Origin of the sequence: Streptomyces chlorus (genome assembly GCF_042655885.1) — a bacterium.
In the GTDB taxonomy this organism is placed as follows: domain Bacteria; phylum Actinomycetota; class Actinomycetes; order Streptomycetales; family Streptomycetaceae; genus Streptomyces; species Streptomyces chlorus.
The window spans coordinates 1-23,994 of record NZ_JBHSOA010000035.1; the positions used below are offsets into that span (position 1 = coordinate 1).

The 23,994-nt window shown below is 71.3% G+C and carries 19 protein-coding genes and 2 pseudogenes; 9 read left to right on the forward strand and 12 right to left on the reverse strand.

What is annotated here, in order from left to right; all coding sequences use genetic code 11:
* Positions 1–562: 562 nt before the first annotated feature.
* Together ACFPZI_RS16565 and ACFPZI_RS16570 are read right to left on the reverse strand one after the other, a co-directional pair.
* Positions 563–2,038, reverse strand: a complete 1,476-nt coding sequence (locus ACFPZI_RS16565; protein WP_381363746.1) for a bifunctional aminoglycoside phosphotransferase/ATP-binding protein — start codon at positions 2,036–2,038, stop codon at positions 563–565.
* A gap of 103 nt (positions 2,039–2,141) precedes the next feature.
* Positions 2,142–3,020 (reverse strand): universal stress protein, encoded by an 879-nt coding sequence (locus ACFPZI_RS16570; RefSeq protein ID WP_381363747.1) that lies wholly within the window; start codon positions 3,018–3,020, stop codon positions 2,142–2,144.
* A gap of 1,115 nt (positions 3,021–4,135) precedes the next feature.
* On the opposite strand from ACFPZI_RS16570, the pseudogene ACFPZI_RS16575 reads away from it, so the two are divergent.
* Positions 4,136–4,423: pseudogene (locus ACFPZI_RS16575) on the forward strand (dsRBD fold-containing protein); the annotation flags it as partial.
* Positions 4,424–4,466: 43 nt separating this feature from the next.
* On the opposite strand, the gene ACFPZI_RS16580 reads toward ACFPZI_RS16575, so the two are convergent.
* Positions 4,467–5,141 carry a CBS domain-containing protein gene (locus ACFPZI_RS16580; RefSeq protein ID WP_381363748.1) on the reverse strand — a complete coding sequence of 225 codons (675 nt, stop codon included), beginning with the start codon at positions 5,139–5,141 and terminating at the stop codon, positions 4,467–4,469.
* 197 nt (positions 5,142–5,338) lie between these two features.
* Here ACFPZI_RS16580 and ACFPZI_RS16585 point away from each other — a divergent pair, with 197 nt between their 5' ends.
* Positions 5,339–6,268 carry a pyridoxamine 5'-phosphate oxidase family protein gene (locus tag ACFPZI_RS16585; protein ID WP_381363750.1) on the forward strand — a complete coding sequence of 310 codons (930 nt, stop codon included), beginning with the start codon at positions 5,339–5,341 and terminating at the stop codon, positions 6,266–6,268.
* Between the two features lie 56 nt (positions 6,269–6,324).
* Here ACFPZI_RS16585 and ACFPZI_RS16590 read toward each other — a convergent pair whose 3' ends face one another.
* The gene (locus tag ACFPZI_RS16590) at positions 6,325–7,011 is read right to left on the reverse strand and encodes a CBS domain-containing protein (protein ID WP_381363752.1); all 687 of its coding nucleotides are present in this window, start codon (positions 7,009–7,011) and stop codon (positions 6,325–6,327) included.
* Between the two features lie 20 nt (positions 7,012–7,031).
* Entirely contained in the window at positions 7,032–7,400 is a 369-nt protein-coding gene (locus ACFPZI_RS16595; RefSeq protein WP_381363754.1) for a cyclic nucleotide-binding domain-containing protein, read from the reverse strand.
* A gap of 274 nt (positions 7,401–7,674) precedes the next feature.
* Between ACFPZI_RS16595 and ACFPZI_RS16600 the strand changes: the two genes are divergently transcribed.
* From ACFPZI_RS16600 to ACFPZI_RS16610, 3 genes are all read left to right on the forward strand, one after another.
* Entirely contained in the window at positions 7,675–8,550 is an 876-nt protein-coding gene (locus ACFPZI_RS16600) for a universal stress protein (protein ID WP_381363756.1), read from the forward strand.
* A 75-nt stretch (positions 8,551–8,625) separates the two neighbouring features.
* Entirely contained in the window at positions 8,626–11,025 is a 2,400-nt protein-coding gene (locus ACFPZI_RS16605) for a glycoside hydrolase family 65 protein (protein WP_381363758.1), read from the forward strand.
* Between the two features lie 130 nt (positions 11,026–11,155).
* Positions 11,156–11,455 carry a hypothetical protein gene (locus ACFPZI_RS16610; RefSeq protein ID WP_381363760.1) on the forward strand — a complete coding sequence of 100 codons (300 nt, stop codon included), beginning with the start codon at positions 11,156–11,158 and terminating at the stop codon, positions 11,453–11,455.
* 129 nt (positions 11,456–11,584) lie between these two features.
* Here ACFPZI_RS16610 and ACFPZI_RS16615 read toward each other — a convergent pair whose 3' ends face one another.
* The 6 genes and pseudogenes from ACFPZI_RS16615 to ACFPZI_RS16640 form a co-directional block, all read right to left on the reverse strand.
* Positions 11,585–13,597, reverse strand: coding sequence for a helix-turn-helix domain-containing protein (locus ACFPZI_RS16615; RefSeq protein ID WP_381363762.1), 2,013 nt, complete (start codon positions 13,595–13,597; stop codon positions 11,585–11,587).
* Between the two features lie 198 nt (positions 13,598–13,795).
* Positions 13,796–14,620 (reverse strand): annotated as a pseudogene (locus ACFPZI_RS16620) (3-hydroxybutyrate dehydrogenase).
* Positions 14,621–14,674: 54 nt separating this feature from the next.
* On the reverse strand, positions 14,675–15,154 hold the full coding sequence (locus tag ACFPZI_RS16625; protein WP_381363764.1) for an NUDIX hydrolase: 480 nt from the start codon (positions 15,152–15,154) through the stop codon (positions 14,675–14,677).
* Between the two features lie 74 nt (positions 15,155–15,228).
* Positions 15,229–16,833: an apolipoprotein N-acyltransferase gene (gene lnt / locus ACFPZI_RS16630; protein WP_381363766.1), complete on the reverse strand. Its 1,605-nt coding sequence runs from the start codon at positions 16,831–16,833 to the stop codon at positions 15,229–15,231.
* A 464-nt stretch (positions 16,834–17,297) separates the two neighbouring features.
* A complete protein-coding gene (locus tag ACFPZI_RS16635; RefSeq protein ID WP_381363767.1) occupies positions 17,298–17,843 on the reverse strand; it encodes a YdbT family protein in 546 nt (181 codons plus the stop codon).
* Positions 17,844–17,961: 118 nt separating this feature from the next.
* Entirely contained in the window at positions 17,962–18,747 is a 786-nt protein-coding gene (locus ACFPZI_RS16640) for a glutamate racemase (RefSeq protein ID WP_381363769.1), read from the reverse strand.
* Positions 18,748–18,804: 57 nt separating this feature from the next.
* On the opposite strand from ACFPZI_RS16640, the gene ACFPZI_RS16645 reads away from it, so the two are divergent.
* Positions 18,805–19,980 (forward strand): glycosyltransferase, encoded by a 1,176-nt coding sequence (locus ACFPZI_RS16645; protein ID WP_381363771.1) that lies wholly within the window; start codon positions 18,805–18,807, stop codon positions 19,978–19,980.
* Between the two features lie 67 nt (positions 19,981–20,047).
* On the opposite strand, the gene ACFPZI_RS16650 is transcribed toward ACFPZI_RS16645, so the two are convergent.
* Positions 20,048–21,334, reverse strand: coding sequence for a TerD family protein (locus ACFPZI_RS16650; RefSeq protein ID WP_381364089.1), 1,287 nt, complete (start codon positions 21,332–21,334; stop codon positions 20,048–20,050).
* 292 nt (positions 21,335–21,626) lie between these two features.
* On the opposite strand from ACFPZI_RS16650, the gene ACFPZI_RS16655 reads away from it, so the two are divergent.
* The 3 genes from ACFPZI_RS16655 (at position 21,627) to ACFPZI_RS16665 (ending at position 23,890) form a co-directional block, all read left to right on the forward strand.
* Positions 21,627–22,058: a DUF6643 family protein gene (locus ACFPZI_RS16655; RefSeq protein WP_381363773.1), complete on the forward strand. Its 432-nt coding sequence runs from the start codon at positions 21,627–21,629 to the stop codon at positions 22,056–22,058.
* Positions 22,059–22,175: 117 nt separating this feature from the next.
* Positions 22,176–23,006 carry an MOSC domain-containing protein gene (locus tag ACFPZI_RS16660; RefSeq protein ID WP_381363775.1) on the forward strand — a complete coding sequence of 277 codons (831 nt, stop codon included), beginning with the start codon at positions 22,176–22,178 and terminating at the stop codon, positions 23,004–23,006.
* A gap of 278 nt (positions 23,007–23,284) precedes the next feature.
* Positions 23,285–23,890, forward strand: a complete 606-nt coding sequence (locus tag ACFPZI_RS16665) for an Rv1733c family protein (protein WP_381363777.1) — start codon at positions 23,285–23,287, stop codon at positions 23,888–23,890.
* Positions 23,891–23,994: the final 104 nt, after the last annotated feature.

The following is a 23,994-nucleotide window of genomic DNA, read 5'->3' on the forward strand; positions in this document are numbered from 1 at the left end:
TCCTCGATCACCGGATCCATGACCGTGTCCCAGGCGATCTGTCCGGGGCCGTGGTAGACGAGTGCTCGCATGATCACCCACTCCCTGACTCCCCCGGCTGCCTCCCCTCCACCGTCGCTCTCGCAGCACGTCCGGGCAACTGGGACTGGCGGACTTTGTGTGCGGCTGGGCCGCAATGGCGGACCTGTGCGGTACAGCCATCTCGCCCGGCCCGCTGCAGGACCCTTCGCCCAGCCACTGCCGAGGCGGTTCTCCCAGTACACCCTGGCCGAGGCGCCGTCGGCTGGGCGCAGCCGCGTTCCCAGGCGGTCCTGGGCGGTCCATCGGGAGGTGGCTTCAGTGCTGCGCGAGCAGCGGGAAGGGGGTGAGGAAGCAAGCAGCCACGGCCCGCCAGGGTCAGGAGTCCCGGTTCACCCACGGCGGCCTCCTCGCTTGAGGCCGTGACGGACATACGGTGCGTGGCCCTGCCGGATCGACTCGGAAACGCGCACACCACACTGCACACCACACCACACCAACGAGCTGAATCACGGGAAGCAACAGGTTGATTCTCTGCGAGCCCTCAGTCCGGCTCCGTGCAAGGGCGACGGAAGACCGGGGCCCGGCAGTCGACGTGGGGGCGAATCGCTGCCAGTGCCTGGACCACAGCGGTCTCCAGGGGGCCGCTCGTGTCGACCTTGACGGCTTCCCACCACGGCGGTTCCACGGCCGCCATGACGGTGGCCACGTCGGGACCGGCATCGGACGCCCCGGGTGCGCGGCTGGTGAGGCGGCTTGTGGTCACCTCGTCCGGAGCCTGGCAGTGCAGGGCCACCACATCGGCGTGGGTGCGTTCCGCCATCTGCAGGGCGGCTTGGCGCTGCCCCGCATCGACCCATGTGGCATCGAGGACGACGGACTCGCCGCGGGACAGCAGGGCCGACGCACGGTTGAGCAAGGCCGCGTATGTCTTGTCGGTCCACTCGGGTGAGTACAGGCCTTCGCCGTAGCCTGCGGTCGCCGACTGCTCGACCGGGATACCCGCCAGTTCCTTGCGGAGACGGTCGCTGCTGAGCAGGGTGACGCCCAGCCGGTCGGCCAGCGCGCCGGAGAGCGTCGACTTCCCACTGCCCGGGAGACCACCGACGAGTGTCAGGCCGACAGCCGAGACGCGCAGGTGGCGCAGGGCAGCAGTGATCAGCCGGCGTGCTGCCGGTTCCGCGTCGGGCGTGCCCTGGCGTGCCTGGATCAGGGAGACCTTGGCACGGACGAAGGCGCGGTACGCGACGTAGTGGTGGCGAAGGGAAGGCGGTGCCGGGTCGCCGGAGTACTCGCCGTACGCGGCGAGGAAGAACGCTGCGGCCTCCGGGGCGCCGAGCTGTTCCAGGTCCATGGCGAGGAATGCGGCGTCGTCGAGGCCGTCGACGTAACGAAGAGGGTCGGCGAACTCGATGCAGTCCAGGACGCGCGGGCCGTCGTCGAGGCAGAAGATGTCCTCGGCGAGCAGGTCTCCGTGGCCGTCGACCACCCGCCCTTGTTCGATCCTCCTGTCGAACAAGGGCTCGCGGCCGACGAGATAGCGGCGTACCAAGCGCTCGATCTCCTCCACCCCATCGGGGGCGGTGCCGTCGTCGGACAGGGCACGGACCTGGGCGAAGCTCGCTTCCCAGCGCGACGACAGCGCTTCGCGCGTCCCCTGCTCGTCCACCTCCCGGCTGCGGGGTACGTTCGCGTGGTGGGTTGCGAGCAGCCGGGCGATGGCCCGAAGGGCGTCGTCCACGACCACGCCTCCCCGTACGAGTCGGGAGAGGCGACGCTCGGAGGGCATGCGGCGCATCACCACGACGGGCTCGGGCGTGTCCGTGTCCGGACTGTGGAATTCGCCGACGCCGAGGTAGACGTCAGGGGCGAAGCGGCGGTTGAGGACGACTTCCCGCTCACACGCGGCCCTCCGGGCGGCCACCGTGGTGTAGTCCAGGAACGCCAGGTCGACCGGCTTCTTCACCTTGTAGGCGCGGTCCCCGACGAACATCACCACCGCTGTGTGGGTCTCGAGCACCTCCGCACGCGAAAGCGGCGCAGTCCCACGAGCGGCACCGGGCCGGAGTTCTGACATGTCGGCCCGCCGCTCCGGCACTACCGGCTTGCTGCCCGAGCTCGGCTCAGTCATGGGGGATGACGGCGACAGGGCAGCGCGCGTGGTGAGCGGCTGCCTGGACTACAGGGCCCAAGCGTGGCACCGGGACAGGGTGACTGCGCCGGCCGACGATCAGAAGTTCGGCGCCCTTGGCCGCTGCTACGACGGCCCTGGCGGGGCTGTCGAGACGAATGGTGTCCGTCACGGTCACGCCCGGGAACTTCTCGCGCCAAGGGCGGAGGGTCTGACTCAGGTGCTTCTGCGCGTCCTGCCTTTCCTTTTGGGTCACGGTGTGGTCCACGCCCCAAGGGGCGTACGCGTGGATCGGGATGCTGCGGCCATGGACGGCGCGGAGGGGCACGCCCCGCACCGCGGCGGTGGTGAAGGCGAATTCGAGCAGGTCGTCGCACGCCCCGTGCAGCTTCAGCCCCACCACCACCACCCCGCCTGCCGCACCTGACTCGAACGTCGAGGGCTCTTCTGCACGCTCGTCAGCACGTACGAGGACCACGGGCCGCTCGGCGCGTGCCACGACGGTCATACTGATGTCGCCGAGGAAGTAGCTCTCCACAGGAGTCAGGCCGCGCGAGCCGAGCACGAGCATCTCGGACTCCGACGCCGCCCGGAGCAGCGCGTCCGACGCGTCGTCGGCAACCAGGCTGCCGATGACGGTGAGGCCCGGGTGATGCGTATGGAGTTCCGCCTTGGCGTCGTGCACGAGCCGCTTCGCCCAGTAGTTCTGATCGATTTCCGAAGGGATGCGAGTCGGTTCCGGCGCCAGCAGGGGCCATGCGTGCAGCAGGCGCAGCGTGAGAGTGCGCCGCTCGGCTTCGTCGGCGGCCCAATGGGCGGCGGCAAGGCTCTCGGGTGAGCCGTCGAGGCCCACGGTGACGACTCGTTCCATGGCGACTGCCTCCGTCTCGTACGAAGCGGGAAGAACGGTGTGGGGCTGCTGTCAGGCTGCCGGCGCCCCGAGCGGCGGGGCCGTGCAGGTCGGTCCTGGGGTGTGCTCCGTGCGCCGCATGAGCGTCTGGTCGATGTGTTGAGCACGACGCTTCTCCGTCGAGGAGTACCCCAGATCTCCTCGTAGCGCATGTGGTCCGCGCAACGGTGGCGAACGGACGGGCATGAAGTCCGGCATGAGAGGGAGGCGAAAGCGATGGCGGTTCCTCCGGTGGTTGGCATCGACGGTCCCGAGGCGAGCCTCGAAGCGGTGGACCGGGTTGCGGACGAGGCGCTCCGGCACGGCGTCGCTCCATCTTTCGCCCACAACCGCAGCGGACCACGAGATGTCCGATCCGGTCGCCGCCGCCTCGGGGCAAGCCAGAGAGTGTGCTCCTCCGGTATGGCTGTCGAGTGAGGTGCTGAACAAGGACGCGGCATCTGTCCTGGTCGGCAAAGGGCGCCACGCCCTCGCGCCGGCGCCTGGGTCCAGAAGCCTCGGAGATCTCGCTGGACTGCTCCTCGGCTCGGTGGCCCGGCTGTGGCCGCCCATGCCGCCGGTGCAACACCGAGGCGAAGGCATCGGTGTTGCCGCAGCCACCAACGAAGGGCTGCCGGCCGCCGGCACGATGGCCCACCCGTACATCGAGCGTTCGGGACGGAGGAAGAGGAGGCGTTCCGCGCCTTCGCCCGGGCCCACCCCGGCGCCCCGTGACGTTTCTGGTGGACACCTATGACACCGACAAGGGGGCCGTGTCGCGGCCCGCGTGCTGCGGGACCTGGGTCTTGCGATCGGCTCGGCGCTACGGCTGGACAGCGGAGATTTCGGAGCCCCGGCGCTACGGGCACGCGCCCTTCAGGTTCGCCACTGACCTGGCCGGGCTTCCGTCGGCAGCACGTCCGATCCGGAAACCCCTTGCCCTACGGACGATGACCTCCGGGCGACTGGCCGCACTCACTGGCGAAATCCGCCGCCGTATCGAAGACGAGGTTCTGGCCTCAGCTGCGGAACCTGCCGGCCCGTGAACAGAGCGCGTCCGGATCACAGCAATCCATGCCGGGACGAGGAGGAAAAAGATGCCGCACACCGTGGAACGGAAGGTCCGCCTCCACCTCTTCGAGGAGGAGGAAACGACCAAAGCACGCGTGGTGTTGAACACCGGCACTACAGAGTTCACCGGGCGCGGGGCCGCGCACCCGAACCCCGCCGACACGGTCGTTCCGAAGGCCGGTGACGAACTGGCGGCGGGCAGGGCCATGCACGACCTCGGCCGCCGGCTGGTGGACATCGCCGAGCGCGACCTCGACGACCTGGGCACGGCTGCGGCAGGGCGGAGTGCTCGCCCGGAGGGAGCCCGGCCGATGCCGGGCCGGAAACACGGAGGATGCCGTAGAACGCGGACAAGGGTCATGTGCCGTCGGGAGATTTTCGGGAGTCGTCTCCTCCGTGCGCGATGTGTTCGGAGACCGAGACCACGCCGTCAACACTCCGGCACAGCCGCTCGATCACCGGGATCAGGTTCTCAACTTCGACGGAGCCACCGAGCGTGATCAGCCCCTCGCGTACGTGGACCGTGACCCCCGAGGCTGCGGGGCCGAGTGTCTCCCGCAGCACGTCTTTGGTGATCTCGTCGCGGATGGCGTCGTCGGAGCGCAGGAAGACCCTTAGCAGGTCACCGCGGCTGACGATGCCCTGAAGCCGGTCCGTCTCGTCCACCACCGGCAGTCGCTTGACATTCTGCACTTCCATGAGGCGAGCCACCTCGACCACGGTCCACTCCGGGCGCGCGCACACGGCGGGGGCCGACATCAGCTCCTCGGCCCGGGCGCCTTCGGCCTTTGCCCGCTCCCACGCCTCCAGATGAGGAACCGGTGTCCGGCCGGCCGGGTCGGCCTGAGCCGTGGACTTGCGCAGCAGGTCGGCTTCGGACACCACACCGATGGGGCGGTCCAGTGCGTCGACCACGGGCACGGCGGTGACATCGTTCTCCGCGAGCAGCTTGACGATCTCCTTGAAGGGCATGTCGCGCTGTGCTCGCACGACGTTACGGGTCATGAGTTCTGCGACCGTGCGATGGTGCATGTCGCTTCTCCGTCCGGGTGGGGACAGGCCGGTGGTCGGCCATGGTCGGGTGCTGAGCGGGTCGGGAGCCATGCACGCGAGGGTTCAGCCCCGAACCGGCTGTCGTGCTCCCCGGATCCGGGTTTCTCATCCCATGCGGTGGCACCCCGTGCGTGGCACGTTGGGTACAACAGCATTTTCAGGAAACGGCGGCGATCATGCGAGCTCAACTCGGCGATCAACTCGTTGTCGAAAGCCATGCCACCGGTGTCACCAAGCGTGACGGCGAGATTGTTGGACTCCACCACGCGGACGGATCCCCTCCCTACGATGTGCGCTGGTCGGACACGGACGAGGTGACCCTCGTCTTTCCCGGGCCCGACGCACACATCCGTCACATCGAGCACAGGCGTCGCGGTAGAACGTCAGAGTCGTCCCGACCGAGCACGGACGGGGGAAGTCGGCAGGAGGACGCCGAGTCGGGCAGGATTCCGCCCGGCAGGCCCTCCAATCCGGGGGACGTCGGCCGACGCGTAGCTGCCGAGCGCGTACGCCAGGGACTGACCCGGGCGGAGACGGCCCACCGCGCCGGAATGACGCCGGAGTACCTGACGTACCTCGAAGAACAGCCGGCCGACCCGACCATGGCGAGTCTCATCGGTCTGGCCGACGCGCTGGGAACCGGCGTCACCGCCCTGCTCGGGGGTGGCATCGATCTGCCTCCCGGCCAGGGCCGGGCACTCCTGCATCCTCAGCTGCGAGACCTGGACCCCGAGGAATGCCGCGCCCTGATCTCCACACACGGCGTGGGACGCGTCGCGGTGTCGACGCCTGACGGCCCGGCGGTGGTTCCGGTCAACTACGACGTCATCGACGGTGAGATCGCGTTCCGCACCGCGCCGGAGTCCACCCCAGCGGCGGCCGTGGGATCACAGGTCGCCTTCGAGGTCGACCATGTGGATGAGGCCATGAGCCAGGGCTGGAGCGTGCTCGTCGCCGGACATGCGCGGGTGGTCACCGAGCCCGACACTGTGCGGAGGCTGGCCGGCCGGGCCCACACCAAGCCGTGGCCGGGGGGCGAACGCGAGATGTGGGTGTCGATCGAGCCCACGCGTATCACCGGGCGCCGCATTACTTCGGTCGCGTGAGGAATGCCTGTCGGACTCGCGTGCCCGGTACGTGCTGTGCTCGACCGCACGGTGCCTCATTCCGATGCCGGCCCGGCCCCCGGTCCGGCCGGAGTGGCGGACTCACCGGCGAGTCGGGGCTCGACGTCCACGACGCCCTCCACGGCACGCACCAGGCGCACGGCGACCGAGATGAGCGAGGTGTCGCGGATGTGCCCGCGGAGGGTGACGACTCCCTCGTGCACGTTCACATGGACGGCGTGACTGAAGGCCGGGAAGAGGCAGGACACCACGGTGCGGCGAACCTCCTCCTCGATGTCCTCGTCGGACCGCAGGAACACCTTCAGCAGATCGGCACGGCTGACGATGCCCTGGAGCATGCCGACGTCGTCGACCACGGGCAGACGCTTGACGCGCCGGACGGCCATGATCCTGGCTGCCTGGGCCAGGGTGACGTCGGGGTGGACCGTGATGGCCGGGGTGCTCATGAGCTCCTCCGCCTTCGCCGCTCCGGCCTTGGCGACGTCGGACAGACTCCGGCGTTGCTCGAAGAGGCTCGAGTCGCTGTCACGGAACTCCTCCTTGGTCAGCAGGTCGGCTTCGGAGACGACACCGATCACGCGGCCTTCGCCCTCGAGGACGGGCAGGGCACTGACTTTCCACTGTTCCATGGTCCGGACGATCTCTTTGAAGGGCGCGTCGCGTCCGACAGCCACGACCGTCTGGGACATCACATCGCTCACGATGTGCGGAGTCTGCGGCACTTCGAAGCACCTCGTCTCATTCAGGGAACCTCGTCCGCACCGTAGGGCGCGCGCAGGTCGAACAGTCGCACCCGGGCGGACCCGGAGCCGGCGCGTGAGCACGCCGGAGACATGAGCGCACAGCTCGTGAGCCCGCCTCGGGTCCTTCGCGCACATCTCACGAACCGTCGCCGCGTCGAACTCGTGGGCACACACCGGGCTGCCCGCCGGCCCGGCACGTGGAGGCCGAGAGTCACCGTGCCCGTGCGGATGATCCAGAAGCGGTCCGCCTTGCCGCCCTCGTCGAGGATGCGCTCGCCCTCCGCGAACGACACCTCACGAGCGAGCGAGATGAACTGCTCGCGATGCTCCTTGGTCATGGCACCGAAGACGCCGGTCCGCACAACCATGATGGCCGTCCCTTCTCCGCGACCTCGAAGTGGAGCCGGGCTCCTCCTGTCCGGCCACGGACGTCTCGGCACGCGGCCGAGCCATGACTGCGGGGGCTGATCCAGCGGTGTCCTCCTGGCGGCCGCATGACTCCACGATCGCCGCAAACCGGCGTGGCGCAACCCGGGCGGAGGCGCTCCGGGAGCCGGAGCATGTGTCGCGGTGGGCCGAGGGCGGTGCGACGGTATTGACAGGGGATTCTCACGGTGACTGGGCAGAAAGGCGGTGGGGACGATGGAGCTCCCGCTGGTCGTGGGCGTCGACGGGTCGGATTCCAGTCTGGAGGCGGTGGACTGGGCAGCGGACGAGGCGGCGCACCACGGGCTGCCGGTGCGGCTGGTCCACGGCTTCCTGTGGGAGCGGTACGAGCGGCGCCTTCCCTCCTTCAGCACCGACTTCCCGTCCGGGGAGATCATGGCGGAGAACATCGTCGCCTCGTGCGCGGAACGCGTCCGGCTGCGCCATCCGGAGCTGAAGGTCTCCAGCGAGGTGCTGCCCGAGGACCCCGTGTCCGTGCTGCTGCACGCGGGGCCTGAATCCTTTGCCCTTGTCACAGGCTCCCGAGGCCGCGGAGAGGTCGCCGGGATGCTGCTGGGATCGGTGAGTCTCGCGGTTGCCGCCCGTGCGGTCTGCCCGGTCGTCGTGGTCCGTGGCGGGAAGCGGAATCGCCAGGGCTCCCTCGGCCGGGTCGTGGTCGGCGTCGGCGAATCCACCGTGAGCCCGGCCGCCGTAGGATTTGCCTTTCAGGAGGCGGAAGCACGCGGCTGCGAGCTACATGCCGTACGGGCCTGGCGCCGTCCCGCCCACAAGCACGTGGACCACTCTCCGGTCGGGGAAGACGCCGCCGGTGTCCATGAGGAACGAGCCTCCACCCTTCTCACCGACGCACTCCGCAACCCCGTACGGGAGCACCCGCAGGTCGACGTACATCGGCAAACGGTCGAAGGCTCCGCTCACACAGTCCTTCTGGACGCATCGGCCGACGCCGACCTGATCGTCGTGGGTGAGCTGAGGCGGCACGGCCATTTCGGTCTGCAACTCGGCAGGGTCGTCCACACCCTGCTGCATCACGCCGAGTGCCCGGTCGCCGTCGTCCCTCAACGGGTCTGAACTCCGGTCCTCGGGCCGCGCTCCTGCACGGCTCGTCGAGGAGAGCGTCTCCCGAGGAGAGGATGAGTGCGACGGATGTCGGAATGGACCTGGGAGTACGAGGGATACGACCCCGCTGCCGAACGGTTGCGTGAATCGCTGTGCACGCTCGGCAACGGCTACTTCGCCACCCGCGGTGCCGTGCCCGAGTGCAGGGCGGGCCTGGTGCACTACCCGGCCACCTACGCGGCGGGAGTGTACAACCGCCTGCAGTCGACCGTGGCGGGACGGCAGGTGGTGAACGAGGACCTGGTGAATCTTCCGAACTGGCTGCTCCTGCGGTTCCGTTTCCGCTCGGCGGACGAATCGGCGGGCCCCTGGTTCTCTCCTGACGGGGGACAGCCATTCGACTACCGGCACACCTTGGACCTGCGCCGTGCCACGCTGACGCGCACGTTCCGTTACCGGGACGCCGAGGCAGGTGTGCTGGGCGTGCAGCAGATCCGCCTGGTGCACATGGCGGATCCTCACCTGGCCACGCTGCGGACCGTTTTCACGGCCGAGGAGCGGTCGGGACAGATAGAGGTCGAGTCCGTCCTCGACGGCGGCGTCATGAACAGCAACGTGCACCGCTACCGGTCCCTCAACCGGCACCATCTGGCCCACGTACGGGCCGGTGCTGTCGGAGCCGACACGACGTGGTTGCGGTGCCGCACCAGCGCCTCCGACGTCGGCATCGGTATGGCGGCCCGCACGGTCGTCATTGGGCCGCCGCCCGAGTCGTCGGAGGTTCGTCTGTCCCGCCACCGTGCGGTACACCGGCTACTGATACCGGTCGCCCCGGGGCAGCCTGCCGTCGTGGAGAAGATCGTTGCCCTGCACACCTCTCGTGACCTGGCGATCAACGACCCGTACGGGGATGCCGTCGACCGGGTGACTACGGCTGGGGACTTCACTGCGCTCGTGAACTCCCATGTCGCCGCGTGGGCGCGGTTGTGGCGGCGCGCGGACATCCAGGTGCCCGGTGAGGCGGGCCGCGTGCTGCGGCTGCATCTGTTCCACGTGCTGCAGACACTTTCCCCGCACACTGCGGAGCTGGACGTGGGAGTGCCGGCCCGGGGTCTGCACGGCGAGGCGTACCGGGGTCATGTCTTCTGGGACGAGCTGTTCGTGCTGCCTTTCCTGAACTTGCACTTTCCAGAAGTGTCTCGAGCCCTGTTGAATTACCGGCACCGGCGCCTGCCCCAGGCATGCCGCGCGGCCGGCGAGGTGGGCCGGGCGGGGGCGATGTACCCGTGGCAGAGCGGCAGCGACGGGCGTGAGGAGACCCAGCAACTGCATCTCAACCCCCGTTCGGGGCGCTGGCTGCCCGACAACTCCCGGCTCCAGCACCACGTCGGCTCGGCGATCGCCTACAACGTGTGGCAGTACTGCGAAGCGACCGGCGACACCGAGTACCTGCACACCAAGGGCGCGGAGATGCTGCTGCAGATCGCCCGCTTCTGGGCGGACACCGCGGACTTCGCCCCGGACATCGGCCGCTACCGCATCCGCGGCGTGGTCGGTCCCGACGAGTACCACGACAGCTATCCGGACGCCGCCCGCCCCGGCATCGACGACAACGCGTACACCAACGTCACCGCCGCCTGGGTCCTCAGCCGCGCCCTGGAACTGGTGCGGAGAATTCCTGTATGGCGTCGGCAGGAGGTGCTCGAGCGCATCGAGCTGGACAGCGGCGAACTCCCGAAGTGGGAGGACATCTCCCGGCGGCTGCTGGTTCCCTTCCACCACGGGGTCATCAGCCAGTTCGACGGCTACGGCGACCTCGCCGACCTGGACTGGGACGGCTACCGCGCACGTTACGACAGTATCCGGCGGCTGGACCGGATCCTCGAGGCCGAAGGTGACACCGTCAACCGCTACCAAGCCTCCAAACAGGCCGATGTCCTGATGCTCGGCTATCTCTTCTCGCCCGCCGAGCTCCGGGACCTGTTCCGCCGCCTCGGCTATGACGTGGAAGACGAGATCTGGCGCAGGACCGTCGACTACTACCTGAAGCGCACCAGTCATGGCTCCACCCTGAGCAGTCTCGTCCACGCATGGGTCCTCGCACGGGTCAGCCGGGCCGAGGCATGGACGTACTGCCAGGAAGCCCTGGAACAGGATGTCGCCGACCTCCAGGGCGGCACGACCGGCGAGGGCATCCACCTTGGCGCCATGGCGGGGAGCCTGGATCTGGTGCAGCGCGGCCTGACCGGCCTGGAGACCAGGGAGGACGCCCTGCGGCTGGACCCGGTGCCGCTTCCAGCCCTGTCCGAGTACGGATTCTCACTGCGTTACCGGGGCCACTGGGGTGTCGGCGTACGGCTGCGCCCCGGAAAGTTGCGGATCGGTGTGCCCGGCTCGGAGGAGGCACCGATCCGTGTCGTCCTGACCGACCGGGCCGTCACCGTCGCGCCAGGAGAGACCTGCACGCTGCTACTGCCGGAGGACTGATCCACCGGACTCGAGGTATCCACGGTTCGCCGAGGCCGACCGGCCCCTACGGCGCACCCCGACCAGCCCCTGGGGCGGGGCCTTGGGCGGCTGGATGCTCAAGTCCGGAGAGGTTTCCAGGAGGCCCGCGATGACTGACCACGGACGCAGTCGACCCATGGTTCACGCCCTGCTCTCGGACGGCACGACTGTGTCCCTCCGCCCCGTGCCGCCGCGAGATCACGGACAGTTGCAGAGGTTGTACGAGGAGCTGTCCCCGGAGAACCTCCGGCTGCGGTTCTTCGGCGCGAGCCGGCGCTCCGCCACGATGTCGGCCGACCGGGCCTGCGCGCCGCCGCGCCCCGGCTGTCGGGCGCTGCCGGCCGGGACGCAAGGCCGGGTGCCGCTGCTGTTCGGCGCGGACACGGGCGCGGGGGATACTCCGGCATGAGGCTGGGATCGGTGGCGCACGGCCTCCTGCACCGGGCGGAATGCCCGGTGATCACCGAACCCGAGTCCCGGCACGACCGACCGGTGGCGGAGCCGGAGCCGGTGCTGCTACCCAGGCCGGTACGGGTACCTACTCCCGTGCCGACGCCGGTGCCGGTGCCGAGAACCGGTACAGGCGCAGGGCGAGTTGGATCTCCAGGGCGCGGGACGGGCTCTGCCAGTCGTCGCCGAGGAGGCGGCCGACGCGGTCCAGGCGCTGGGCCACCGTGTTCACGTGCACGTGCAGGTCGTCCTTGGTGCGCGCGGGGCTCATGCCGCAGGCGAAGTACGTGTCGAGGGTGCGCAGCAGGTCGGTGCCGCGCCGCTGGTCGTACGCGACGACCGGGCCGATGGTGCGGTCGACGAAACCCGCGATGTCCCCCTCCCCGGCCAGGAGCAGCCCCAGGAAGCCGAAGTCCTCGGCGGCGGCACCGTCGCCGGACCGGCCGAGCACGCGCAGGGCGTCGAGGCAGCGCCGGGCCTCCGCATAGGCCGCCGCCACGGTGTCGGGGCGGGCGGTGAGGTGCTCGACCGGGGCGGAGGCTCCGACGGTGACCGGCTCGTGGACGGCCGTGCCGAGCTGGCGGGCGGTGCGGCGGGCCAGGTCGGTGGCGGTGTCGCCGTGGCCGAGGGGTAGCAGCAGAACGGTGCCGCCGTCGCGTGCGGCGGCGAGACCTTGGTGGGTCGCCGCGAGGTGCGACGCCGCGGCCCACAGACGCCGGCGGGCATCCGCTTCCTCGTCGGCGTCGGCGGCGGAGCCCTCGAGGCGGGCGGAGAGTACGGCGTGGGTCGCGTCGAGGTCGGCGTGCAGCCGGGCCGCGCGCTCGCGCAGCAGGCGCGGATCGCGGTCGCGGGCGTCGAGCAGGTCGTCGAGCAGCTCGCCCCGGACGCGCTGCTCGGCCTCGGCGGCGGAGCGGCGGGCGAGCAGCAGGAGCGAGGTGACCATGGCCGCGCGTTCCAGAGTGCGCTGGTCGACGGGGTCCAGGCCTGGGTGGCCGCGCAGTACAAGGGCTCCGAGGAGTTCGTCGCCCGCGGCCACGGCCGCGACCCAGTCGCGACCGTGGCGCACCGCGTGTGCTTCCTCGCGGGACGCCTCGAGGGCCCGGGCGGGTGCGGTGGCGGCTTCGGTGAACTCGACCGTGCCGTCCAGGACCTCGGAGACGGCAGCGGCCACGTCGTGGACCCCGCCACCGCGCAGGACGAGTTCGGCGAGCCGGTCGTGGATGTCGGAGGCGCGTTCGATGACTCCGCTGCGGTCCTGGATGATCTCGTTGGCGCGCTCCAGGCCGGCGAGGGCCGAGCGGGTCTCGGCGAGCAGGTTCGCGGTGTCGAGGGCGGCCGCGGCGAGTGCGGCGAAGGAGCCGAGCAGGGCGATCTGTTCCCGCTCGAAGACCCGGGCCCGCCGGTCCGCGGCGAACAGCACGCCGATAACGGTGTGCCCGAGCATGAGAGGCACCCCCAGGATGGCCACGAGGCCCTCGTCCCGGACGCCGGTGTCGATGGTGAGGGTGTGGTCGAAGCGGTCGTCACGGAAGTAGTCGTCGGTGACATAGGGTCGGGCGGTCTGGGCGACCAGGCCGCCGAGCCCCTCCCCCATGCCGAGGCGCAGCTGCTGGAAGCGGGCCGCGACCGAGCCCTCGGTGACCCGCATGTAGGTGTCGCCCCGGGCCGGGTCGTTCAGGCTGAGGTAGGCGACGTCGGTGCCGAGCAGTGAGCGGGCGCGCTGCACGATCGCCTGGAGCACGGCGTCCAGGTCCCGCAGGCCGGCGAGGTCGTGGGCGGTCTCGAAGAGCGCGGACAGCTCGGCCTCCCGGCGGCGCCGCCCCTCCAGGTCGGAGCGGACGCGCAGGGCGAGCCTCCGGGCCTGTTCGAGGGCGGTGATCCGCTCGGTGGGCAGTCCCTCGGCACGGGCCAGGAGCACCGGCTGCTCATAGGCCTCGGCGGACGCGTCCCGGGCCAGGAGCTCCAGGAACGGCGTCTCGGCACTGCCCTGTGCGGGACGGTCGTGTGGCTCGTGTGCGGGACGGTCGTCGGGGCGCGCCCCGCCCGGCACTCCGGCACCGGGGGCCGGGCGCTCGGCGGACTGCACGTGATCGCGGGACATGGTCACAGGATTCCTTATCCCACGGCCGCCCCGTCAGGCCTGTGGACAAATCGGCGGGCGGGGGGCCGTGGACCTGTGGACAACATGGCCGAGCGGGCACCGGGTCATCCGGCGTGGGTTCCTGGGTGAGGGCGTCGGCGGTGGGCGCCACGGCCGACGTCGGCTCTCCCTTCACTCTCGTCACCGGTCGGTCGTGGCTCAGTGCGCGGTCCAGCCACCGTCCAGTACGAACGACGTTCCGGTGACGAAGGACGCCTGCGGGGCGCACAGGTACGCCACCGCCTCGGCGACCTCCTCCGGTTCGATGAGCCGCTTGACCGCGCTGTCCTGCAGCATGACGGTGGACACGACCTCCTCCTCGGGGACGCCGTGCGCCCGTGCCTGGTCGGCGATCTGCTTCTCGACCAGTGGGGTGCGCACATAGGCGGGGTTCACACAGTTCGAGGTGACACCGGTGGGGTGCGCCTTCGAGAGCAGCGGTCTTGGACAATCCCTCGAGAGCATGTTTGGCGGACACATAGGCGGACTTATAGCCCGAGGCGCGCAGCCCATGGACCGAGGAAACATTGACGATGCGACCCCATCCCTGTCCGTACATGCGACCCCATCCCTGTCCGTACATATGGGGCAGGGCGCCGCGGATGAACCGGAACGGTGCCTCGAGCATCACGGTGAGCACCGTGTGGAAGACGGCGGGCGGGAAGTCCTCTATCGGGCGGACCAGTTGCAGCCCGGCGTTGTTGACCAGCACGTCCGTGCCCGCGGCGGCGAGTTCGGCGGCGTCCAGGTCCATGAGGTCGAGTACGTGCGGCTCGATACTGCCGTCGAGGCCTTGGGCCTGCTCGGCCAGCGCCTCCAGGCCGACGGCATCCCGGTCGACGGCTCTCACCTTGGCGCCGGCGGCCGCGAGCCGCAGCGCGCAGGCGCGGCCGATGCCGCCGGCTGCACCGGTGACGAAGGCGGTACGGCCACCGAGGTCGAGCAGGGGGCCACGGGGGTGGAGAGGGCGTGGGGCGCGGTCATGTCCCGACCCTAGGCAGCGCCCCTACCCCACCCCATGTGGTTGCGCCCCACAGTTCAGCCAGAAGTAGTGGGGTCGAACCATGTGGGTACGTCCGTCATGGCTTGCTTGATGCGGAAGCGCCCGAACTCGTTCAGCTCCGGCAGCGCGTCCACGGCGAACCAGGCGACGTCCAGCGATTCGTCGTCGTTGACCCGGGCCTCACCGCCGACAGCACGGCAGCGGAAGGTGATGTCCATGTACTGGCAGATATCGCCGTTGCCGTACGTCACCGGGTTCAGCGCCTGGACCAGCACGACCCGCTCGACGACGCAGCGCACCGAGGTCTCCTCCTCGACCTCGCGCACCGCGCAGGCCGCGGGCTGCTCCCCCGGGTCGGGGATGCCGCCGAGCACCGACCACTTACGGGTGTCGGACCGGCGGTTCAGCAGCACTCTGCCCTCGTCGTCGAAGACGAGGGCGGTGACCCCGGGGAGCCAGAGCAACTGGTGACCGGCGGAGGCGCGCAGGGTGCTGATGAAATCAGGAGTAGCCATGCCCCGACCCTAACGGGCAGGTCGGGCCGCTCCACGCCTCTTCAGGGGGTGTGCGTACTCCGTACGCCCGCGCGTCACCGGCGCGCCCGCCCGCGCACACCGGCGCCGACGGCCCGCCCCAGGCCGCCCGCGGCGACCAGGACGAGGGCGATCTCGGGGAGAACGCCGAGGCGGGTGGCAGGGGTCTGGAAGGAGCGCAGCGGCACCTCCTGCACCAGGGAGTCGGCGACGAACATGCCGGTCTTCTGGCTGACCCTCCCGTCCGGCATGATGATCGCGCTGACACCGCTGGTCACCGGGACGGTGACGGTGCGGCTGTGCTCGACGGCGCGGACCCTGGACATGGCGAGCTGCTGGTGGGTCATCTCGCTGCGGCCGAAGGTCGCGTTGTTGCTGGGTACGGAGATCAGCTGGGCGCCGCCGGTGACCGTGTCGCGCACCGCCCAGTCGAAGGCCGCCTCGTAGCAGGTGACGAGTCCCACCCCGGTGCCGGCCATGGTGAACACGCCCGGTTCGGTGCCCCGGCTGAAGTCCTGGCGGACCATCGACGTCCACTCGTCGTTGATCGCCCCGACCAGGGGGCGCAGCGGAAGGTACTCGCCGAAGGGCTGGATCTGCCGCTTGTCGTAGGTGTCGACGGGGCCCTTCACCGGGTCCCAGAGGACCTGCTCGTTGAGCAGTTTGCCGTCCTTGCCCACCACGGCGCCGACCGAGACCGGGGCCCCGATCGCCTGGGCCGCGCGGTCGATGACGGCACGCGCGTCGGCGTTGGCGAAGGGGTCGATGTCGGAGGAGTTCTCCGGCCACAGCACGATGTCGGGCCGCTCGGCCCTGCCCGCGTCGACGGCGGCGGCCAAGCGCTCCGTCTCGCGCGCGTGGTGGTCGAGGACGGCACGCCGCTGGGAGTTGAAGTCGAGCCCCAGACGCGGCACGTTGCCCTGGACGACCGCGACGGTCACCGTGCCCTCCTCGGCCGTGTCGCTCACCAGTGGCCGGGCGGCGACCGCGGCCACGAGGGGCAGCGCCACGCTCAGCGCGCCGACGGCCGCCGCGCCGCGCCGCACGGTCCCGGTACGGCGGGCGTCCAGGGACACGCGCGCGATCTCGTACAGGCCGAAGCCGCACAGGACGACCGCGAAGCCGAGCACGGGGGTGCCGCCCAGCGCGGCAAGCGGCAGGAACACGCCGTCCGCCTGCCCGAACGCGATCTTGCCCCAGGGGAAACCGCTGAACGGCACGCGCGCGCGGGCCGCCTCCCCCGCGGTCCAGAGCGCGGCGGCCCACACCGGCCACCCGGGCAGCTTCGAGACCGCGGCGACACCCGCGCCGACCAGCGCGACGAAGACCGCCTCGATCGCGGCGAGGGCGATCCACGGACCGGGGCCGACCTCCACACCGGTCCACACCAGCAGCGGCAGCAGGAAGCCCAACCCGAAGAGATAGCCGAGGCCGAGCCCCGCCTTCCAGCTCCGCCCGCGCAGCAGCAGGCCGAAGACGGCGAAGGCGGGCAGCGCCAGCCACCACAGAGTGCGCGGCGGGAAGCTGACGTAGAGGAGCAGCCCGGAGAGTGCTGCCGCTGCGGCCGGAACGAGGCGCACGAGCCACCGGCGCCACGCGCTGGGCGCGGCCTGCGGGGGCATCGGATCCAACTCGCCGACGGAGGTTGCGGTGACGGTCACTCCGCGAGTCTACGGCGGCCGACCTGGGCACCGACCGTGCCGGCCGCGCGGGCGACCGGCCGTACGGGGACGGGCCGCAGGCGGAGGCGGTGTCCCCGAGCGCGGCTCGTCACAACACGTCCCCGCACATCCCCAAACCGCCCACCAGCCGTTACCGTGTGCCGGTGCCTCTGCCGTGCCGGCCCGTCGCGGTGTCGGCGGCCGGGGCCCGTCACCGTCGGGGGCGACGCGGTGCGGGGTGCGGGGTGGGTTCCACGGGGATGGTTTCCGCCGGTCCGGATGCGGACGGCGAAAGACGGAGCGGTCTGGACACGGCGGGCGTCGTGGTGTTCGGGGCGTGCGCGGCCTGATCGCTGATCACGGCGGCGGCCCGTCCGCGGGACCCGGCGCACCGGAGGTGAGCGGACGGACACTCCCGTACGCGGGACCCGGCCCACACCGTGACCCGCCTCCGGCGCGGCGGCTCAGTCTGCCGGGTCCGGCCGGTGCGGGTGAAGACGGCCGCGGATGACGGTCACCGCCGCCTCCGCGTCGTCCACGGTGATCGTGAAGGTGTGTCCGTCCCACAGGCTCAGGGCGATGCCCTCGCCCCGGCGCACGACGACCGCGGTGCCCTTCTCGGGCCTCCAGCGGTAGCCCCAGCCGCCCCAGTGCCGCGGGGTGACGTACGGGACGAACTCGGCTCCGGCGACGTGCGACAGCGGGATGCGGCGGCGCGGCACTCCTATGTGGCCGCAGCGCACTTCCAGGTGGTCCTCGTCGACACGCAGCGCGACGTGCACGAAGGCGAGGGTGCCGAACAGGACCAGCAGCCCGGCGGCGATGCACCCGACGACGGCCATGGCCAGCGGCGCGACGCCGCTCGACCAGGCCGAGTCGACGGCCAGCACGATGCCGAGCGCCAAACAGGCGGCACCGATCAGCGCCAGCAGCCACTGCATCCGGTTGGTCGCGCGACCGGTCCAGACGTAGGGGTACGGGGCGGGGGCGCCGCGGGGGTGGTCCCTCATACCGTCGAGATTACCCACGTTTCGCTCCGCGGGTACCGCGGAGCCCGGCGCCACTGCGCCGACCGGGTGCGAAGGGCCGTGGTGCGGACGAAGGGCCGGGGCGCGGGTGGCCGGTGGCTCACACCGCGGGGGTGACCTGTTGGAGAAGCCGGCCTTCCGCATAGGTGAGGGCGCGCAGGGGGAGCGCGCCTTCGCGGCCGCTCAGCAGCACGGTGAGGGTGCCGGTCGCCGGGGCCTCGGGGGCGGGCTGCTCACCGAGGCGGCGCATGGCCTGGGCGGCGACCGCTCCGGCGGAGCCGTGCAGGACGAGCGGCGGCAGGCCGGGGCGCTGCACGGCGGCCCGGATGCGTTCGGCGACCAGTTCGTAATGGGTGCAGCCCAGGACAACGGTCGTTACATCGTCCGGGGTGAGTTCGGCGGCGGCGTCGACGGCAGCGGCGATCGCGCTCTCGTCCGCGCGTTCCACGGCCTCCGCGAGCCCCCAGCACGGCACCTCGGTGACGTCGACGCCGCCGGCGAAGTCCTGGATCAGGTTCCGCTGGTACGGGCTGCCGGTCGTGGCCGGGGTCGCCCAGATCGCCAGCGGTCCGCCGCCGGCCGCCGCCGGCCTGATCGCCGGGACAGTGCCAATGACGGGCAGGGCCGGTTCGAGGCGGGCGCGCAGGGCGGTGAGCGCGTGCACGGTCGCGGTGTTGCAGCCGACGATCAGGGCGTCGGGCCGGCGCGCGGCGGCCGCCTCGGCGACGGCGAGGGCTCGGGCGGTGAGGTCCTGCGGGGTCCTGGGCCCCCAGGGCATGCCGTCGGGGTCGAGGGAGAGGACGAGATCGGCGTCGGGGCGGAGGCGCCGTACCGCTGTGGTGGCCGCCAGCAGGCCGATTCCGGAGTCCATGAGCGCGATCTTCATCCGGTCACGATAGTCGATGGGCCGTGTCCGGCCCCTCGTCCGGGGCAGAATGCGCACGTGAGCGCCCTTGTGTGGACCGCCGTCGTGTCCCTCGCCGCCTGGCTGTGGCTGCTGCTCGGCCAGGGCTTCTTCTGGCGTACGGACGTCCGGCTTCCGCCCCGGCGGGAGCCGGAGCCGTGGCCGTCGGTGTGCGTGGTCGTTCCCGCGCGGGACGAGGCGGCGGTGCTGCCGGTGAGCCTGCCGTCGCTGCTCGCCCAGGACTATCCCGGGCGGGCGGAGGTCTTCCTCGTCGACGACGGCAGTACGGACGGCACCGGGCGGCTCGCGCGTGAGCTGGCGGACCGGCACGGCGGACTGCCGCTGACCGTGGGTTCGCCCGGCGAGCCGCCGGCCGGCTGGACCGGCAAGCTCTGGGCCGTGCGGCACGGCATCGGCCTGGCACGCGCGCGTGCGCCCGAGTATCTGCTGCTCACGGACGCCGACATCGCGCACGCGCCCGACAGCCTGCGCCGGCTGGTCGCGGCGGCCCGCACCGGCGGGTTCGACGTCGTCTCGCAGATGGCGCGGCTGCGCGTGGAGAGCGGCTGGGAGCGGCTGGTCGTACCGGCGTTCGTGTACTTCTTCGCGCAGTTGTATCCGTTCCGCCGGGTCGGGCGGGACGGATCGCGGACGGCCGCGGCGGCCGGGGGCTGTGTGCTGCTGCGCGCGGAGGCGGCCGAGCGGGCGCGGATCCCGGACGCCGTCCGGCAGGCCGTCATCGACGACGTGGCGCTCGCGCGGGCGGTCAAGGCCGTCGGCGGACGGGTCTGGCTGGGGCTGGCGGAAGGGGTGGACAGTGTGCGCCCGTACCCGCGGCCGGCCGACCTGTGGCGCATGGTGTCGCGCTGCGCGTACGCGCAGCTGCGGCACAGCCCGGTGCTGCTGGCGGGTACGGTCGCGGGTCTCGCGCTGGTGTATCTGGTGCCGCCGGTGGCGGTGGCCGCAGGACTCGCGGCAGGGAACACGCCGGCCGTGGCCGCCGGTGCGGCGGCCTGGCTGGTGATGACGGGGACGTACGTCCCGATGCTGCGCTACTACCGGCAGCCGCTGTGGCTCGCTCCCCTGCTGCCGTTCACCGCGTTCCTGTACCTCCTGATGACGGTCGACTCGGCGGTGCAGCACTACCGGGGGCGGGGGGCGGCCTGGAAGGGCCGCACCTACACGCGTCCGGGCGCCGTGCCCGACGAGGGCTGAACCGGCGGCCCGTCAGGCGTCGTGGCGATCGGGGATCACGTGCCGCCGGAGCCGCTCGTGGCCGGGATCACTTGCGGCCAGGGGTCCAGTTCATGCCCCAGCCGTAGGCGCGGTCGACGGTGCGCTGCGGGCTGACGCCCCGGTCGGGCACCAGGTAGCGGGCCTCGCGCTGGACGACGAGGTCGCCGCCGGTGTTGGTGATGAGGGCGAGGGCGCACACCGTCGAGGGAACGGTGCACTCGTCGAGCGAGAAGTCGATCGGGGCGCCGTGCTGCGGCTGGAGGGTGACCGTGGCGTGCAGGTCGGCGAAGGAGCGGGCGCCCTCGTAGATGGTGACGAAGACGAGGATGCGGCGGAAGTACCGCTTGTGGTCGAGGCTGACGGTGAGGTTCTCGCCGGAGTCCACGGCGCCGGTGCGGTCGTCGCCGTCGAGGTGGATGAAGGGGGGCCGCTGCAGTGACCCGTACGCGTTCCCGAGGGCCTGGACGACTCCCTTGCTGCCGTCGCTGAGTTCGAACAGGGCGCACAGGTCGAGGTCGAGGTCGGAGTGCGTGGCGACCGGGCGGCCCAGCTTGCCCGCCCAGCCGGAGAACTGTTTGCGCACCTGCCAGTTGAGGTTCACCCGGAGGGCGCCCGAGGTTCCGCCCTGCTTGGCCAGTGAGACGGAGGGAGCGGCCTTGGTGAGCGTCACCTTGGTGAGCCGGACCGGCGACGCGGCGGGAGGCGCGGCCGACGGGAGCGGCCCGGCCGGCCGGGCCGCCGGGGGCGGCGGCGTGGCGACCGGGGGCGCCGGGGCCGGTGGAGCCGCCGCCGGGGAGGCGGGAGCGGCGTGCTGAGGCTCGTCCACGGTGATGCCGTAGTCGGTGGCCAGTCCCTCGAGTCCGCTGCTGTAGCCCTGTCCGACGGCGCGGAACTTCCAGGCGCCCTGGCGGCGGTAGAACTCGCCGAGTACGAAGGCGCTCTCGCTGGTCGCGCCCGTGCTGTCGAAGCGGGCCGCGACGGTGCCCTGCGCGGCGTCCTTGACCTCGATGTACAGATCCGGGATCCGGCCGAAGGTGCCGCCGTCGGAGGAGGCCGCGAGGATCACCGTCTCGATGCCGGGCTCCACGCGCGCGAGGTCGACGAGGACGGTGTCGGTGACCTGCCCGCCGTCGTTCCGCTTGCCCTCGTGCCGGACGGCTCCGGAGGAATGGGCGGGCTGGTTGTAGAAGACGAAGTCGGCGTCGGAGCGGACCTTGCCGCCGACCAGCAGGAGCGCGGAGGCGTCCGCGTCGGGTACTCCGGGGCCGGTGCGCCACCCCAGTTCCACCCGGAGTGCCGTGGTCGGCACCGGCGTGTTCGACCCCTTCGGCATTGACATGTCCGCCCCCATCACGTGTCACCCCGCCAGGCAGTGCCCGGCATGCGTCGTGTTCCGTCCGCACAACCTAGTACCCGCACGCGGGAACTCCCATGGGGCATGCGTGGAGAGGCCGATCTCCCCCGGGTAACCCCACCGGAACTCGGCTTTTACCAGATAGCCATCCGGACGTACAGCCGTTTCATCCAAGTTCGCCCGAATTAGCTATCCCAGGGCACGTCGGGCACGGAAAACAACCCTCTTATCGGTCTCCCCAACCAGCACATCGTGGGCTTAACTTATGGCCATGACCTCCCCCCGCTCCACTTATGGCGGCGGCTACTACTCCGCCTCCTTCCCGGACACCCCGATCTACGACTCCCTCGTGGCCGAGCGGGGCACCCCGCAGATCGCCCCGATCCGGGTCCCCTCCGTCTATGACGCGCCGGGCAGTCATCTGCCCGCGCTTCCCTCGGCGTTGCCCGCGCTCCCGGCCGGCCCCTCCCAGCCCGCCTACGGTTATCCGCAGGCGCAGCAGCCGGCCCCGCTCCAACAGGCGCACGCGCCGTACATTCCGCAGCAGGCCACCACGCCGCGCGGTTACCCCGGGCCCCAGCCGCAGCAGCCGCGTCCGGCCGCTCCCGGTGCGGGCTACGAGGCCATGCGCCCTGCGGCCCCGCGCCCGGCGCCTGCTCCGTACCAGGACCCGTACAACAACCAGCAGTACCGCGGGTACTGAGCAGTACTCGGCACTCACCAAATACTGAGCCGTTCCAGGCAGTGAGCCCCGGGCCCTGAGCCGTCCCGCGGGCCGCCGACCCCCGAAGCCGTCGTCGCCGGCTGGCACGATGACTCCATGGGGAACGCGCTGCTGCACTCGATTCACGTACATCCGGTCAAGGCCTTCCGGAGCCTGCCTCTCCGGGAGGTCGTCGTGGAGCCCTGGGGACCGACCGGAGACCGGCGCTGGATGCTGATCGACGACGGGGGGAGGGTCGTCACACAACGCGGGCATCCGCGCCTCGCACTGGCCGCTGCCGAGCTGTTGCCCGGCGGCGGTCTACGGCTGTCCGCGCCCGGCAGGGACCCGGTGACCGTGCCCGTGCCCGCGCCGGGCGGCCGCACCGAGCGGGTGGAGATCTTCCGCGACAAGATCGACGTGGTGCCGGCCGAGGGCGACGCCGTGCACACCTGGTGCAGCGCCTTCCTCGGCGCCGACGTACGTCTGGTGCACCTGGACGACCCCGCCGCGCGCCGGCCGGTCGATCCCGAGTTCGCGCTGCCGGGCGAGACGGTCAGCCTCGCCGACGGCTATCCCCTGCTGCTCACCACGACCGCGTCCCTCGACGCCCTCAACGCCCTGGTCGCCGGGGGTGATCACGCGGACGAAGGGCCCCTGCCCATGAACCGCTTCCGACCGAACCTGGTCGTCGGGGGCACCACCGCCTGGGCCGAGGACACCTGGTCGCGCATCACGGTCGGCGAGGTCGCCTTCCGTGTCGCCAAGCCCAGCGGCCGGTGTGTGGTGACGACCACCGACCAGCGCACCGCCGAGCGCGGCCGGGAACCACTGCATTCGCTCGGCAGGCACCGCAGGTTCGGCGACAGGCTGGTGTTCGGGCAGAACCTGGTGCCCCTCGCGCCCGGTACGGTCCGGGTCGGCGATCCGGTCACGGTCCTCGCCTGACGAATGCGGTGCAGGCCCGCCCGCCGGACGGACCCGGCCGCGGTCCTCGCCCGGCGGGTTCCGTGCACCTCCTGGCCCGGTGGACGCCGTGTCAGTCCTCCTCCGCCACCGCCCGATTCCCTGAGCGTGTGCGGGAACCGCGTCCCGGGCCCGCCCGTTGGCCTTTCTGAGAAGTCGAGGAGAGGGCCTCGGGAGTGACGTCCCTCTCTCTTCGGCAGAACCTCGGGTGAACGGCTCCGCCGCGGGGTTGTCATGGATGGGGGGAGGGGGTGCGGCCGGTGCGGGTGATCAGCGGGCTCTGGCGCTGGCGGCGCAATCCGCTGTGCCGCCCGACCGACCTGGCCGAGGGACTCCTGGCGCTCGTGACGCTGCTGCTCGTTCTCGTCGCCGCTCCGCTCGTCGGTGCCCTCGCCGGGGGCGCCACCGAGGACGCCCTTCAGCGTTCCGTGCGCGAGCAGCACAAGGCACGGCACCAGGTGCGGGCCACGGTGGTGCGGGTTCTCGAGCCCGCCCCTCCGGGCCTCGACCCGGAGGGTTCGTCCGGCCAGGTCCTGCGCACCCGGGTCATGGCCCGCTGGACCGCCCCGGACGGCACCGGGCACCAACGCCCGGCCCTGGTGCGCCTGAAGGACCCGCGGCCGGGCGGGCGTTTCCCCCTGTGGACCGACGACGGGGGCCGCATAACGGCCCGCCCGCTGGACACCGCGACGGCGACGACGCACGCCGTGCTCGCCGGCTTCGGCGCGGCCCTGCTGACGGCGGCCCTGACCGAGGGCGCAAGACGGCTGATGGTCCGGCGCATGGTCCGGCACCGGTACGCCGTCCTGGACCGGGCATGGGACAAAGCAGGCCCCGACTGGGGCAGGACCGGCACCGGAAGCTGACCGCCTTCCACCTCTGGTCAATCCGGCGGCCGTGCGCACGCTACGGTGGAGCGGCCGAAGCAATCGACGACAAACCCGCGTACAACAAGGTGGGGGCACAGCTA

Excerpts from the sequence above, each read along its gene's own strand:
- ACFPZI_RS16640 (WP_381363769.1), bottom strand. The coding sequence starts at position 18,747 with ATGAAGATCGCGCTCATGGACTCCGGAATCGGCCTGCTGGCGGCCACC.
- ACFPZI_RS16655 (WP_381363773.1), top strand. The coding sequence starts at position 21,627 with ATGACCTCCCCCCGCTCCACTTATGGCGGCGGCTACTACTCCGCCTCC.
- ACFPZI_RS16605 (WP_381363758.1), top strand. The coding sequence starts at position 8,626 with ATGTCGGAATGGACCTGGGAGTACGAGGGATACGACCCCGCTGCCGAA.
- ACFPZI_RS16600 (WP_381363756.1), top strand. The coding sequence starts at position 7,675 with ATGGAGCTCCCGCTGGTCGTGGGCGTCGACGGGTCGGATTCCAGTCTG.
- ACFPZI_RS16570 (WP_381363747.1), bottom strand. The coding sequence starts at position 3,020 with ATGGAACGAGTCGTCACCGTGGGCCTCGACGGCTCACCCGAGAGCCTT.
- ACFPZI_RS16615 (WP_381363762.1), bottom strand. The coding sequence starts at position 13,597 with ATGTCCCGCGATCACGTGCAGTCCGCCGAGCGCCCGGCCCCCGGTGCC.
- ACFPZI_RS16660 (WP_381363775.1), top strand. The coding sequence starts at position 22,176 with ATGGGGAACGCGCTGCTGCACTCGATTCACGTACATCCGGTCAAGGCC.
- ACFPZI_RS16635 (WP_381363767.1), bottom strand. The coding sequence starts at position 17,843 with ATGAGGGACCACCCCCGCGGCGCCCCCGCCCCGTACCCCTACGTCTGG.
- ACFPZI_RS16650 (WP_381364089.1), bottom strand. The coding sequence starts at position 21,334 with ATGCCGAAGGGGTCGAACACGCCGGTGCCGACCACGGCACTCCGGGTG.
- ACFPZI_RS16625 (WP_381363764.1), bottom strand. The coding sequence starts at position 15,154 with ATGGCTACTCCTGATTTCATCAGCACCCTGCGCGCCTCCGCCGGTCAC.
- ACFPZI_RS16580 (WP_381363748.1), bottom strand. The coding sequence starts at position 5,141 with ATGCACCATCGCACGGTCGCAGAACTCATGACCCGTAACGTCGTGCGA.
- ACFPZI_RS16585 (WP_381363750.1), top strand. The coding sequence starts at position 5,339 with ATGCGAGCTCAACTCGGCGATCAACTCGTTGTCGAAAGCCATGCCACC.
- ACFPZI_RS16610 (WP_381363760.1), top strand. The coding sequence starts at position 11,156 with ATGACTGACCACGGACGCAGTCGACCCATGGTTCACGCCCTGCTCTCG.
- ACFPZI_RS16595 (WP_381363754.1), bottom strand. The coding sequence starts at position 7,400 with ATGGTTGTGCGGACCGGCGTCTTCGGTGCCATGACCAAGGAGCATCGC.